Annotated in this window: 13 protein-coding genes; 4 read left to right on the plus strand and 9 right to left on the minus strand. The window is 49.8% G+C overall.

The window, feature by feature from the left end:
* Window positions 1-192: 192 nt before the first annotated feature.
* Window positions 193-867: a hypothetical protein gene (locus B2310_RS06160; RefSeq protein WP_290729619.1), complete on the plus strand. Its 675-nt coding sequence runs from the start codon at window positions 193-195 to the stop codon at window positions 865-867.
* On the plus strand, window positions 852-1,430 hold the full coding sequence (locus tag B2310_RS06165; RefSeq protein ID WP_290729622.1) for a hypothetical protein: 579 nt from the start codon (window positions 852-854) through the stop codon (window positions 1,428-1,430). The genes B2310_RS06160 and B2310_RS06165 overlap by 16 nt, the downstream gene beginning before the upstream one ends.
* Before the next feature lie 2 nt (window positions 1,431-1,432).
* Here B2310_RS06165 and B2310_RS06170 read toward each other — a convergent pair whose 3' ends face one another.
* A complete protein-coding gene (locus B2310_RS06170; RefSeq protein ID WP_290729625.1) occupies window positions 1,433-1,954 on the minus strand; it encodes a flavodoxin domain-containing protein in 522 nt (173 codons plus the stop codon).
* Window positions 1,955-2,048: 94 nt separating this feature from the next.
* Here B2310_RS06170 and B2310_RS06175 point away from each other — a divergent pair, with 94 nt between their 5' ends.
* Window positions 2,049-3,365, plus strand: a complete 1,317-nt coding sequence (locus tag B2310_RS06175; protein WP_290729628.1) for an MATE family efflux transporter — start codon at window positions 2,049-2,051, stop codon at window positions 3,363-3,365.
* A gap of 4 nt (window positions 3,366-3,369) precedes the next feature.
* On the opposite strand, the gene B2310_RS06180 is transcribed toward B2310_RS06175, so the two are convergent.
* Both B2310_RS06180 and rseP read right to left on the minus strand, forming a co-directional pair.
* Window positions 3,370-4,488 (minus strand): cation diffusion facilitator family transporter, encoded by a 1,119-nt coding sequence (locus B2310_RS06180; protein WP_290729631.1) that lies wholly within the window; start codon window positions 4,486-4,488, stop codon window positions 3,370-3,372.
* Window positions 4,489-4,510: 22 nt separating this feature from the next.
* Window positions 4,511-5,890, minus strand: coding sequence for an RIP metalloprotease RseP (rseP, locus tag B2310_RS06185; RefSeq protein WP_290729634.1), 1,380 nt, complete (start codon window positions 5,888-5,890; stop codon window positions 4,511-4,513).
* A gap of 127 nt (window positions 5,891-6,017) precedes the next feature.
* Here rseP and B2310_RS06190 point away from each other — a divergent pair, with 127 nt between their 5' ends.
* A complete protein-coding gene (locus B2310_RS06190; protein ID WP_290729637.1) occupies window positions 6,018-6,896 on the plus strand; it encodes an MBL fold metallo-hydrolase in 879 nt (292 codons plus the stop codon).
* A 287-nt stretch (window positions 6,897-7,183) separates the two neighbouring features.
* Here the strand turns inward: B2310_RS06190 and B2310_RS06195 are convergent, their stop codons facing one another.
* From B2310_RS06195 to B2310_RS06220, 6 genes are all read right to left on the minus strand, one after another.
* Window positions 7,184-8,992: an FISUMP domain-containing protein gene (locus B2310_RS06195; protein ID WP_290729641.1), complete on the minus strand. Its 1,809-nt coding sequence runs from the start codon at window positions 8,990-8,992 to the stop codon at window positions 7,184-7,186.
* A gap of 2 nt (window positions 8,993-8,994) precedes the next feature.
* Complete coding sequence (locus B2310_RS06200; RefSeq protein ID WP_290729644.1) at window positions 8,995-9,522, minus strand: hypothetical protein; 528 nt, start codon at window positions 9,520-9,522, stop codon at window positions 8,995-8,997.
* Window positions 9,523-9,540: 18 nt separating this feature from the next.
* A complete protein-coding gene (locus B2310_RS06205) occupies window positions 9,541-9,822 on the minus strand; it encodes a hypothetical protein (RefSeq protein ID WP_073113497.1) in 282 nt (93 codons plus the stop codon).
* 467 nt (window positions 9,823-10,289) lie between these two features.
* Window positions 10,290-10,790 carry a hypothetical protein gene (locus tag B2310_RS06210; protein WP_290729649.1) on the minus strand — a complete coding sequence of 167 codons (501 nt, stop codon included), beginning with the start codon at window positions 10,788-10,790 and terminating at the stop codon, window positions 10,290-10,292.
* Complete coding sequence (locus B2310_RS06215; protein ID WP_205503849.1) at window positions 10,787-11,062, minus strand: UPF0175 family protein; 276 nt, start codon at window positions 11,060-11,062, stop codon at window positions 10,787-10,789. Before B2310_RS06215 ends, B2310_RS06210 begins: the two co-directional genes overlap by 4 nt.
* Window positions 11,063-11,162: 100 nt before the next feature.
* On the minus strand, window positions 11,163-13,084 hold a 1,922-nt coding region (locus tag B2310_RS06220), incomplete at its 5' end, for a class I tRNA ligase family protein (protein WP_290729655.1).

Below are 13,084 nucleotides of genomic sequence, written 5' to 3' on the forward strand. Positions count from 1 at the left end.
ATTTCATTTCCATAAGTTCTCCTTTTTTAGTTGTACACGCACAAATGCGCACTATTTGAAAACTCTTGTCAAGTCCTTTTCGCAAAAAATTTAATACGGCTTACTGTCTAGCGATTCTGTGCAGCCCATTCTTGTGCGATTCGTTCAAAGCTCTTTTTGATAATGCTATAAAAATAATATAAATTTTTATTCATGACAAAAAATTGTTCTTTATTATTACTTGTCCTGAGCGCCCTGTGTTTACAGGGGTGTCCCTACATCGCTCATGATCCGTCAGATGCACCGGAACAGGTAACTGCCGAAGATGTTCAAGGATGCTATTATAGCGAAATCATTAACGAGGACACCTACATAGATAAAAAGCTCCCTAATGTAGAAGGCGAGCGTCCTGCTCAGGGACGTGAAAAACGTTACGACAAGATTCTTTGTAAGGAAATCTGCTTTGAAGGCGATAGTGCAACAGTCGTTGTACGCGGCTTCGCTTTGACTTACGATACCACGGGTCAATTTGTCGAGGACACCATCCCTTACACCCTTAGGGGCGAAACGATATCTTATAGAGACCATATGGAAGTTCACACGATATGGGAATCGGACGAAACGGTTTACAAGGAAACGTTCCCGGTGTCTTATTTGGAACCAAAAATAGACGGCATTTTTCACACAAACATTACGACCCACTTCCCTATCGGCACGAACACGGACAAACCGTTGTATTATACAGGAAGTTTTAAATTCTTCGCTTCTTCAGCACTCAGTGAAGGAGTATTTTCGAAAGACGGAGCTTTTAGAAAAATATCCGTTACGCATTATGATTCCAAAGAGGAATTTTCTACAAAAGGATGGGATGTATGCAAAGGATTTTAATACTCGTCCTTTTTGTTTGCGGCTTTGCTAGCGCAGCCTTCCTAGATATTGACATCAAGGATAGCCGCCTCCAAACCGAGAATTTTGTTTATAAGCCCGGTGGAATACTAGGCTTCGCCGCTGAATTCGGCGTGTTCAACGAGCCGGAAAATATGGTGGACTACACTCTTGCCGTAGGTATCAGCCGTTTCGGTTATTCCCATTCCGATGGCGACGTGAGCGTGTCTGCATGGGATATTTATATCAAGCCATTCGTTTGGTCCGTGACGATAAAGCGGATTACGTTTGAGACCTATGTTGGTTTTGGATACGTTTTCTCAATGAATAATTTTAATCCCGCGCTTGTCGACGACATGGAACAAGGCTCCGCTCAGCATCATGGAGACTTTAAGTATGGATATCGATTGGGATATCGCATAACAGACCAGTTGCAGGTTTCGCTGGCGGCCAACTATCAGGTACTGACTTGTGACTGGCATGCTAATCCGAGCGGAGGCGACACCATGCTTACGGGCGGCTGGGGCATCAATTTCCAGTGGAACATTCCCTGGATTCCGTTCTAGATTTACAGCGCCTTGACAATCGGTTCCAGGGTGTCGAGATTCACGAAGTCCACTTGCTTGCCGTAAGTGGCGATGAGGGCGCGGACTTCGGCGTTACGCTCCGCTTCAGGGATTTTCGTGACCTTCGAATACAAAAGTTTCATCATAATTCTGTGTTTCAAACCGAGTTTGGTGTAATCGATGGCGCCGCGAAGGTGGAAAAATTTACTTTCATCGTAATGCGATGCGGGAACCTGCTTTTTGAGGCAGCCCCTGATGTGGTTGACGTTTTCGGCATCGGTCGGGTCGGCGAGACCGACAGTCGCGACAAGCAATTCCTGACTTGCAGAGAGGCCGCAAACCGTTTTCTTGAGGCCCATGACACCGCCGGCGCAAAGAGCGCCCAGATAGACGATGCGGTCATAGCCGGCAACGCTTTTCACGTCTTTAAAGAAAACAGCCTTGAGCCCCGTGATTTCGGCGAGGCGTTCAGCGTAGCGTTTTGTCGAGCCGTAGCGGCTTCCATAGATGATAATAGAGTTCATCGAAATACAATCCTTTCTGTTCCCACAATTTAAAAAACTAAATTTACGCCCGTTTTCAAGGTACTGCATGGCGGCATCAAAGACGAACATCGATATGTTGAACGGGCCCCTCGGGAGAAAAATCCTGAGGTTTGCCATCCCTATCGCCCTGAGCAGCATTTTCCAGCAGATGTTCAACCTGGCGGACGTCGCCGTGGTGGGCCAGTTCGCAGGCGACAAAGCCCTCGCTGCCGTGGGTGCGAACACGTTCGTCATCAACATGCTCATCAACCTGTTCGTCGGGATTTCCGTGGGCGCGAACGTGGTGGTGGCCAACTCCATCGGTGCGCGCAGCTACCGCTCCGTGACCCGCAGCGTCCACACGTCGGTGATGGTGGCGTTTTTCAGCGGAATATTCCTCTCGTTCGTGGGAATCTTTTTTGCAAGGCCGATTCTCGAACTGATTTCAACGCCCGAAGATGTTTTGGACATGGCGGTACTTTACCTGCAAATCTACTTTGCCGGCATGCCCTTCGTGATGATCTACAACTTCATCGCCGCCATCCTGCGCAGCAAAGGCGATACAAAGCGGCCGCTTTACGTGCTCATGGTGGCGGGAGCCGTCAATGTGGCATTGAACCTGATTCTTGTAGCGGGCTTTGGCATGGGTGTATCGGGCGTGGCCATTGCGACGGTCATCGCCAACGTCATCAGCGGGATTACCTTGTTCTACATGCTCCTGCACGAGGTGGGGCCTTTCAAGCTGGAATTCTGGAAATTGCGCGTGACACCCTTCTTCTTGAGCCGCATCTTGCGCGTGGGGCTCCCGACGGGGCTTCGCGGCGTCGTATTCTCGTTCAGCAACGTGTGCCTGCAATCGGCCATCAACAGCCTCGGTTCTGCGACAGTGGCGGCCTCGTCCATCGCGCTCAACTACGAATTCGTGGTATATTATTGGCTGAGTTCGTTCTCGCAGGCTTGCGTGACCTTCGTGGGGCAGAACTTCGGCGCAAAGAACATGGAACGCTGCCGCCGCACGGTCCGCTGGACACTTCTACTCGGCTGCTCCACCACCATCGTATTGAGCGCTCTCTGTTGCATTTTTGCAAGGCCCATGCTGAGCGTGTTCACGTCCAATACCGAGATCATCGAAATCGCATCCATCCGCATGTACGTAGTGGTGGGGCTCTTGGCCATCAACGTCTTCTTGGACGTATTTTCGGGCGCGCTTTCGGGAATGGGCAAGTCCCTACCGCCGGCGCTCACCTGCATGGTTGGCGTCTGCGGCATCCGCATCCTCTGGGTGATTTTCGTATTCCCCAAATACAACTCGTTCGCCTCGCTGATGGTTGTCTACCCCGTCAGCTGGGTCATCACGATTGCAGTCATCGTGGGGATATATTTCTACAACGTCAAACGGCTGAAATTCTAGCCGATTAACCCAAATCCACGTCGGGAGCGATGTGCACGCTGTATTCGGGGAAGGCTTCGCTGACTTCCTTGATGAGGGTCGCAACGCCTTCTTCGGGCGCAACGGCGAAACTCATGACCACGTCGAAGCGCATGGAGCGTTCCTGCAAATCCACGTAGAATCCGTGCATCTGGAGCGCCCATTCGTGAGACTTCACGATATGCAATACTTTGTTCCGAATGTCGGCGGCTTCGTCGTTCTTGGTGTTGTGCGAATACACGCCCACGCCCGCAAGCAGGATTCCCGTTTCCTTGTACACGCGGTTCTGCAGCTTGCGAGTGAGCACGTCCAGTTCCTCGACGGTCATGGTGTCGGGCAGTTCCAGGTGCACCGAGCCGATGGACTTATTCGGGCCGTAATCGTTCAGAATCAAGTCGTAGGCGCCGCGCACGGGTTTTTCAGAGGTGAGGATTTTTTTGATTTCCTTGGCGGTGTCGCCGTCAGTGCGCTTGCCGAGAATATCGTCCAGCGTATCCTTGAGCATTTCGATGCCGGACTTAATGATGAACAATGAAATCAGCACGCCCACGTAGGCCTCGAGCGAAACGCCCGTCGTCACGAACACGATGGCAGAGGCCAGCACCGATGCAGACAGGATGGCATCGAAAAGGGCGTCGGCACCGGAGGCCACAAGCGCACCGGAATTCACGCGCTCGCCCTGACTCTTTACGTACTTGCCGAGCACGAGTTTTACCACCACGGCGGCAGCAATAATCACCAGCGATATCGTAGAATAGTCGGCGGCTTCTGGGTGGATGATTTTCTTGACAGATTCCACGGCGGAGGTGCCGCCCGCGTACAGCACGATGGCGGCAACAATCATGGCACTCAGGTACTCGATGCGCCCGTAACCCAGCGGGTGTTTCTTGTCGGGAAGTTTATTCGCAAGTTTTGCGCCCACGATGGTAATCACCGAGGAGAGCGCGTCGGAGAGGTTGTTCACCGCGTCGAGGGTGACGGCAATGGAACCCGTGATAAAGCCGATGGCGGCCTTGAACGCCGAAAGCACCACGTTTGTAGCGATGCCCACGATGCTCGTGCGCACGATGACCTTGCTGCGATTTTCAATTTCATTGTCTATCATATGGTCTCCTGACGACTTCGTGTCATTTCAGGAATAGCGAAAGCTTGCCGAAGTCGAGTATCGTGATGAACACGAAGAAGCTGATGAAGAATGCAGCGGCGACGTTCTGGATAATGCTCTGCGTCTTGGTAGAAAGCGGCTTGCCGCGCAACTTCTCTATCCCGAGGAACATGAGCAGGCCTCCGTCGGTAATGGCGAGCGGAAGCAGGTTCATGACGCCCAGGTTTATGCTGATGAGTGCAAGGAGCATCAGGAATTCCTGGAAGCCGCTCATCCACACGTTACCCATCACGGCCACGATAGAAACCGGACCGGAGAACGCGTCAACCTTCACCTGCCCCTGGAACATGCGCTTGAAATAGCGGAAAATACTGGTGGTCATTTTCCAGCTGGTGGCACAAGTCTTCGTAAAGGCCTCGACAGGGCCGCGGCGCACAATCTTCGTTTCGCGGAAGAGCACGTAGCCCATCTGGATACCGACCATGTAGCGCTTGTATTCCTCGTTATAGACGGGAGTGAGCGGCTTGGTGAGCGTATCACCGTCGCGGATGACGGTAACATTCACGGTCTCGCCCTTGCTGCCGTCGATGATGCGCACGACTTCTTCGTAGCGGGAGATGTGCTCGCCGTTGATTTCAAAAATCGTATCGTTCTGCTGAATGCCGGCAGTAGCCGCGGCAGAACCTTCTACAGGCGGGATACGCACGATGACGCGGTTGCGCGGGTAGATACCGATATCGCCAATGCCCATCTTGATTTCGGAACCGGTGGAATCCTGCGCGGGAATCACAAGTTCTTCGGGAACGACGGTAATGGTGAGCGGTTCGCCACCGCGATGTACCGTGAGGGGGACGTTCGCCCCGAGGCTCACGCCAATCTGCTCGCGGAAATCGTCCCAGCCCTGCGTGGGCTTGCCGTTTATGGCAGTGATGGTATCGCCCGGCTGTATGCCCGCGGCGAGCGCCGGAGAATCCTTCGCAACAAAGCCCACGATGAGCTCGTTTGTCGCAGGTTCCTGCACGCCCACCATGTAGAGGACCATCAGGAGCGCAAACGCGAACACGATGTTGATGAACGGTCCCGCAAACGCAATCGCGGCGCGCGCACCCACGGACTTCGCCACGAAATCGCGTTCGTCCGGGACTTCGCCCTCCTCGAGCGTGTCGGGATTTTCCCCCGCCATGGCCACGTAGCCACCGAACGGGATAGCCGAAATGCAGTATTCCGTCTCGCCCCTTTTGATGCGGATGAGTTTCTTGCCGAAACCGACGCTGAACGTATTCACCTTGACGTTATTCCACTTGGCGACCAGGAAGTGGCCCAGCTCGTGAATAGTCACGAGGAAACTGAGCGCAAGGAGGCCCAGGACAAACATCACAACGTTTGAAAAAAATGTTTCCATTGAAATACAATATAGCAAAATGAGATTCACGCATTCCGAACCAAATCCTGCAATGCGGACACAGCGCACAAAGCCATTTGCGATTAGATAATTTTTTTTCTTATTATTATGCAGTCAAGGAGCCTACATGAACAAAATTTTCGCTATCCTCGGAACCATCTCGCTTTCGATGCTTGTCGCCGCCTGCAGCGATACCAAGACCGACAAGGAAACCGCCACCGCAGAAACTGTAGGTACTGAAACCGCCGCTCAGGTCGAAGGCACGAAAACTATAACCCTCACAAACGGGGCGAGCGTCACCTGGATTCAGGACAACGAAGGCGAAAAGTTGAACCCGCGCTCGCTCTTCAGCGACGCCAGCGATTCTCTGTTTGAAAGCCTGAATATGCCCGATGGCATCCCTGCCAGTGTGAGCACGTTCCTCGTGAAGGTGGACGGCAAGTACATCTTGTTCGACGCAGGTCTCGGGGCTTTCGGCGGACAGCTCATGAACCGCCTTGCCGCTCTCGGCGTGAACCCCGACAGCATCAGGCTTGTTTACCTCACGCACTTCCATGCGGACCATATCGCGGGTCTTGTCGCGAAAGACGAAGCAGGCAACGACGTGAAAGTTTTCAAGAACGCCGCCGTCTATGCGGGCAAAGTGGAATACGACGCCTGGATGAACGACATCCCGAAAAACGACTTGCAAAAAGGCATCATGGCGCTCTACAAGGATAGCCTGCACCTGTTCGCATTCGATGACACGCTCCCCCACGGAGTACTCGCGATGGACGCCGTCGGGCATACGCCGGGCCACACCGCATTCCAGCTGGCTAACCTGCTTATCGTCGGTGATTTGATGCACGGTTACGCATTGCAAAAGGACCACCCTGAAATCAATTCCAACTACGACATGGACAAGCCGAAATCCGCCGAGAGCCGCAAGCGCATCATGCAATACGCAAGCGACAACAAGCTCCTGATGGCCGGCATGCACCTGCCCCCTCCGGGATTTGTGGAGTAAGGGCTTTGCCGTTCGGTCGCAACCTGACTAAAATCGTGCAAGTCTATAAAAAAGACCGCAGCGGTGTGCTACGGTCAAAATTTTTTTGGGCGTTCCCTTGCCTACGGCAAGGGCGGGCTATATTGCAAGGCGCCCCGTGCGCACTTGCGGCACGCCCGCGTCGCTCTTGCAACCAAGCCTCGCTTCGCGAGTCTTGTCCCCAAGGGGTCACTATCCCTAACGCAATTTTTTCTTCAATTATAACCAATCAAGTGTGATTACTTCCGTAACATGGTCAAAAAAAGAAATTAGTTGTATGATCCTATGGAAATGATGTTGAAATTACCTGAGGAACCAACATTTCCTCGAATTTCAATCATAATTCCACGAAGTTTTTGGGCAGCCTCTTCACCAGTCAATGTTTGGTTGGGAGCGTATAATGTAGGCTTAAAAGAATTCCAGGAAATCTTCTTCGTAGTAGGGGTGGAGGCTTTAGGCAAAATAACTTCTAGACAAGAATAATCCTCATGTTGTTCTTGAATGGATAGGTCTATGTCAGAAACATAAGTGACACAGATTCCACCCCAATCTGAAACATCGGCAGACGATTTTCCTGTTATGTCGATTCCAACTGCTCCTGTTATGCTAAACCCAATACCTACAAATGGACTGCCTCGCCCCCCTAAATTTCCTTCATTCAACCCAAGCGTATAAGTGCCACAAATTCCTCCACAATAATCAATAAGCGGGGAATAATCGTATTCATCTGTGTAAAATCCTTCTGTAATACCTGCTCCATGACCATAAGGGTATTTAACCACAGTGGTAGGCCATGTTACAAAGGACGAGCCGCCGTTCTCCGAGTCATTGTAAGAGTTCCAACACCCTGCACTAAAAGAAGTTGAACATTTGGATTGTCCTAATTGGGCGTCATGCTTCGTATCTACTCGATACATTTTGTTTGGACCATGCCAAGATATTTTTCCATTGCATGAATTTGGTACAGAGTGAGCTAAATACAAACTACTCGTGGATGCTGTTGAAGACGAGAATGCTGTTTCGCTATTTGAATATTGCGAAGATGAAGAGTAAATATTTTCTTCAATATTTTTTACACAACGGACGGGCAACAATCCATTTTTTGTAAAATAAGTCGACCATGTAATATTGAATTTATCTTCATCCCATTCAACATTCGGAATATCCATTAGAGTCATATTATCATAATGATATATTGGTGTGGAAGCAAGATACATAACTGTAGAAATGAGGCTGCTACCGCCTAAACTCCTAGAGCAATTACTACAACGGCCTTGATACCAATAACCCATAGGGAAGGCTGAAAATCCATAGACATCAGTTCCATTATCCAAATAGGAACTTGATAGTCCTTGTTTTAGTAATGCGGAAGGCATTCCAACGAAATCAAATAGAGTTCTCCATTCGCTGGTATCAGGAAGATGCCACCCTTGCGGACAAACTCCCCTAATTGAATTTTTTGACCATATTGCTGCGCAATCCTTGGCATACGAACCATATCCACATCCAACCCCATCAGTAGAAAAGCGACCTGCAGTGTCTATCGCATCTGACCACCGATAATAGCGTCCATAACCACAATACTCTACGACACCGCCGTCTAACATACAATGGCTACTATCCGTCGCAAAGGCTAAATTCTCGGCCATCCAGGTTTGCGAGCCTATTGTCACCATTTTGTAAATGTGACCATCGCGCGAGTCTACGAACGTTTCATAGACCTGGCCATTTTCATCAACGGTGGTTCCGTTTCCCCCCTGATATGGGACCCACGACCATATACCAGTTGATGGGGCTTGGCCACAAAGATAGTCTTGATTGGTTGAACTCACATGTGCTACGGTTTTGTTCAATGCTAAATCGCAGGGCTGTTCAGCAATTAGACCTTCGTATGTTTTATAGGTCAACCCCGAATAATTTACAGAATCTCGAGATGCAGAGTTTCTTTCACTAAGCACTTCATCGGACGTATTGTTTCCAGAATCTCCGCCGCAGGCGACAAATGCTGAAATTACGATTGTTATAATCGCAAGATGGAAGTATGTTTCTGCTGATGCTTGTTTTTCATGATTATTCATAACTAAGCCTCCTTTTCATTGAAAAGTGGCACAAGTTCAATGCCCTTAAGTTTTTGTTTAAATTTTTCATCTTTAAGATTATCAAAGCATTTCTTGTCTGTGACAAAAAAGAATTTGTTCTTAACTCCCGAATTCCTCAATTTCTCCAAATCTCTTTCAATGGATGCAATCTGCTGTGCTCCAAAACCGTCATCTTTTTTTTTACAAGGAACCGTGTTTTTTATTTCGCCAACAATGTCGCATTCCCTAAGTTCAATATCAAAGCCTTTGGCTGACTGCGACTTTTGGGAGACATCTAGGGAATCGCTAACGTGATTTCCAAATCTTTTGATTAGCCATTTCTTCGCCATCAAGCAAGAAATATAGGCCATGTCGCTGTTGTAATTGCCGATTGCATCCTTGAAGTTCTTGTATGCATCAAATGCATCATAGACGTTTTCTGTGTTTTTTAAAGCACGGAGACCAGCCAACTTGTCCATAGATGCTTTTAAAGCCGTTTTTTCATTTTCTGTCATCCATTTTGAGGTCATTTTTATTCTCCGAGCCTATTAATTTTTAGAATCAAAAGCCTTGGAATAGCTGCTTATGCAGTAAGAGGGAATTCCCGCGCATTCCTCATCTTTCATATCTTTTGCACAGGATTTAACAGTGTTGATACCTACCAGTCCTCCACAATTTATCATAAGAGCCATTCGACAAGCCTTTTCATTTCCAATTAAGTTCATATCTTTGCTACAGGACTCTTCAAGTTTTTCAACGGCCTCCGATTTACAGCCTGCAAACAAAAGCACCGAAGCAAGTGCCGTCAACATGAATAGTTTTAATTTCATGGTCAACTCCTTATAGAAATATGTCCTATGGAGTTTCGCCCCTGCTCAACAAGGAACTTCGCCAAATTTTGTATGAATACAAAAAAGGCGCAGATCGTTGCATTTATCCAAACGGGGCTCTAGACTGCCTCTACACGATAAACACAAACGACCCACGCCCCAAAAGGGCTGTTGCCATTGGTCGATACGACCGTAAATCAGCCGAATAGCTGACACGACAAACCGAGATATGCCGAAAACGGCATACCTGCGTGAGCGTTCGCCTTGTCCTCGTGTATTTGGAAGTGTCTAGATTCCGTTTGGAGAACAAGAGCAAAAACTCTTTTACTCTTTAAAAATAACATAAAAATGGACAAAACGCTCAAAAAGTTTACAAAAAAGTTCTTTTTTGCAATGAAAATGGCGATTCTTCGCTATTTTGTAAAGAGGAAAGAGTGTTTTTAGGGAGAAAAAGGAATAGAAAGGGCCTATTTCTTATTGTGGACCAGCGACAACAGCAAATTAAAAAGTTTTTCACCGATAAAGCGGTTCATGCCTCTAAGCATAGTAACGCTTTGGTCAATTTCATCTGCAGTAAGCAACTTCTTCTGATATGCGGCAAAGAGAATGCCTATGCTTCCGGTAATCGTCAGTTTCATACTCTCGGCTACAACACGGCCCTTGCTTTCATCAATCAGCAAAAGACTCGGTTGCTTTTCGTCTGCCAAGATAATCGCTTCGCTTTCGCCCAGGTCCAACCCCGTCGCCCGCTGCAATAGGGAAACTCTATCTGCGGAAAGTTCCGAATGGACTTCCAAAAACGGGCAATTCCTAAAATACTCTGCTTCTTCAGGGTATTCAGTATTGCGAGTCAATTCTTCAAATACGGCGAAAGGAATATGGACGGAATTATATAGTTTATTCAAAACATCAATCCGTCCAATTTTGAACAGAGTCAATAATGGAGTCGTGTCAGAGACAACTATCACTTAGACTCTCCGCAAGCAGCCAAAGCGTTTGCAATGTCGCGTTCAAGTTCCGCTTCATCCATGTCAATATACGGGATGCCCATAGAACCATACAGCTGGATAAGAGACCACTTGTCCATTTCAAGAATCTCGGCGGCACGTCCATGCGAAATCGTCCCGTTCTGAATATAGGGGTACAGGAGCATCGCACGCTGTTTCAGCCACATGTCACGCTTATTTACATAAGGTTCCATCGCATTCGTTATTTCAATTGTAGCGGTTTGCATATTCATACCTCACCTATAAATATACACATTTTCAAGCAAAAGACCAAATAAGAAAAACGCCCTTTCGCAAGGAAAGAGCGTTTTTAGAGTTTTTTAAGTATTTTTCTTACGCCTTAACAGTCGTGAAGCTAAATGCCTCGCCGTCGGCATCATTAGCTTCGAGGCCATCGGCGGCGGCAGCCCACTTGATGGCAACAGCTTGCGTCTCTCCGGCGATGTAAGCTTCATTCTCGGCAACAGCCTGCTTGAAGACGTCGCTTGCAGAGAACAGCGTCACTTCGATCTTGTCGGTGATGGCGTAGTTCTGGTCCTTACGGCGGTTCTGGATGCGGTTCACGAGTTCGCGGGCCACGCAGGCGCGGCGGAGTTCGTCCGTGATCTTCAGGTCCAGAGCCACGGTGAAGTGCTGGTCGGCTTCCACGGCCATGCCGTCGGCCACGATGCGGTTGAGCATCAGGCAGTCGGCACCGACTTCACCGAAGTTGAACTTAATCGTCTCGCCATTCTGCAGCGCCTTGATTTCGTCAACCGAGAGGCTGTTCAGCTTCGCAGAAATCACCTTCATGTTCTTCGCGTAATCCGGGCCCTTCGCCTTGATGGCGAGGAAGTTCGGCTTGGCGGAGAGCTTCACGAGCTTCGTCTCATCTTCGAGGAACTTCATTTCGCGAACGTTGAGTTCTTCGAGGATCAAGTCCTTCATCGTTTCAGCAACATTCTTTTCTTCGGTGCCGTGAGCAACCACCGTCATGCTGGCAATCGGCATACGGTTCTTTACGTTGTTCGTAGCACGAATCACGCGGCCCATTTCGACCATGCCACGCACCATGGCGATGCGTTCCACGAGCTTTTCGTCCATGAGGGATTTGTCGGCGCTCGGGAATTCGCAGAGGTGCACGCTCACCGGAGCGTTGGCATCGACTTCGCGCACGAGAATCTGGTAGATTTCTTCGGCGAGGAGCGGGAGGAACGGGGCGAGAATCTTGGAGAAATCGACGAGCACCTTGTACATGGTGGCGTAGGCGGCGTTCTTGTCGCCATCGTTTTCGCTCTTCCAGAAACGGCGACGGCTGCGGCGCACGTACCAGTTCGTGAGGTCATCCACCGCGGCAATCACGGCGGGCACCACGTTGTACAGGCGGTAAGCCTTCATTTCCACTTCAACCTTGGCGGCCAAATCCTGCAGCGTTGCAAGCATCCAGCGGTCAAGTTCATTCTCGCTCTTGACTTCCTGACCCGGCTTCCAGTTCAACTGGCCCTTGGCGGCGTCGGCGTTGTGGTTAGACACAAAGAATGCAACGGCGTTCCAGAGCGGGAGCATCACCTGCTTCACGATGCCCTTCACACCTTCTTCGCTAAAGCGGAGGTCTTCGGCCTTCAAAGCGGCGGAGTTGATCATGAACAAGCGAATGGCGTCGGCACCCGTGCGTTCGATAAGGTCGTTCGGGTCCGGGTAGTTGCGCTTGGACTTACTCATCTTGGAACCGTCTTCGGCCAAGATGATACCGTTCACAATCACGTTCTTGAATGCCGGCTTCTGGAACAAAGCGTTAGAAAGCACGGTCAACGTGTAGAACCAACCACGAGTCTGGTCGAGGCCTTCGGCAATGAAGTCAGCCGGGAAGCTGCGTTCTACGAGTTCCTTGTTTTCGAACGGATAATGGCGGCTGGCATACGGCATGGAACCGGATTCAAACCAGCAGTCAAACACTTCCGGCGTGCGGCGGTAGACCTTGCCGTTCTTTTCGATAGTGAGCTTGTCCACAAAGTGCTTGTGCAAGTCATCGAGCTTCACGCCAGTGAGCTGCTGCAGTTCTTCGATGGAGCCCACAGCAATCATGTCGCCGTCGTCAGAGAGCCACACCGGAATCGGCGTACCCCAGAAGCGGTTACGGGAAAGGTTCCAGTCGCGGGCGCCTTCGAGCCACTTGCCGAAACGACCGTTCTTGATGTGGTCCGGCACCCAGTTCACCGTTTGGTTGTTTTCAACCATCCATTCCTTCAGAGTCTTGGTCACGCCGTCCTTGCTCG

It is taken from the genome of Fibrobacter sp. UBA3629, assembly GCF_002374005.1.
Classification (GTDB): domain Bacteria; phylum Fibrobacterota; class Fibrobacteria; order Fibrobacterales; family Fibrobacteraceae; genus Fibrobacter.

Excerpts from the sequence above, each read along its gene's own strand:
- B2310_RS06175 (WP_290729628.1), top strand. The coding sequence starts at position 2,049 with ATGTTGAACGGGCCCCTCGGGAGAAAAATCCTGAGGTTTGCCATCCCT.
- B2310_RS06205 (WP_073113497.1), bottom strand. The coding sequence starts at position 9,822 with ATGAAATTAAAACTATTCATGTTGACGGCACTTGCTTCGGTGCTTTTG.
- rseP (WP_290729634.1), bottom strand. The coding sequence starts at position 5,890 with ATGGAAACATTTTTTTCAAACGTTGTGATGTTTGTCCTGGGCCTCCTT.
- B2310_RS06160 (WP_290729619.1), top strand. The coding sequence starts at position 193 with ATGACAAAAAATTGTTCTTTATTATTACTTGTCCTGAGCGCCCTGTGT.
- B2310_RS06170 (WP_290729625.1), bottom strand. The coding sequence starts at position 1,954 with ATGAACTCTATTATCATCTATGGAAGCCGCTACGGCTCGACAAAACGC.
- B2310_RS06195 (WP_290729641.1), bottom strand. The coding sequence starts at position 8,992 with ATGAATAATCATGAAAAACAAGCATCAGCAGAAACATACTTCCATCTT.
- B2310_RS06180 (WP_290729631.1), bottom strand. The coding sequence starts at position 4,488 with ATGATAGACAATGAAATTGAAAATCGCAGCAAGGTCATCGTGCGCACG.
- B2310_RS06200 (WP_290729644.1), bottom strand. The coding sequence starts at position 9,522 with ATGACCTCAAAATGGATGACAGAAAATGAAAAAACGGCTTTAAAAGCA.
- B2310_RS06190 (WP_290729637.1), top strand. The coding sequence starts at position 6,018 with ATGAACAAAATTTTCGCTATCCTCGGAACCATCTCGCTTTCGATGCTT.
- B2310_RS06215 (WP_205503849.1), bottom strand. The coding sequence starts at position 11,062 with ATGAATATGCAAACCGCTACAATTGAAATAACGAATGCGATGGAACCT.
- B2310_RS06165 (WP_290729622.1), top strand. The coding sequence starts at position 852 with ATGCAAAGGATTTTAATACTCGTCCTTTTTGTTTGCGGCTTTGCTAGC.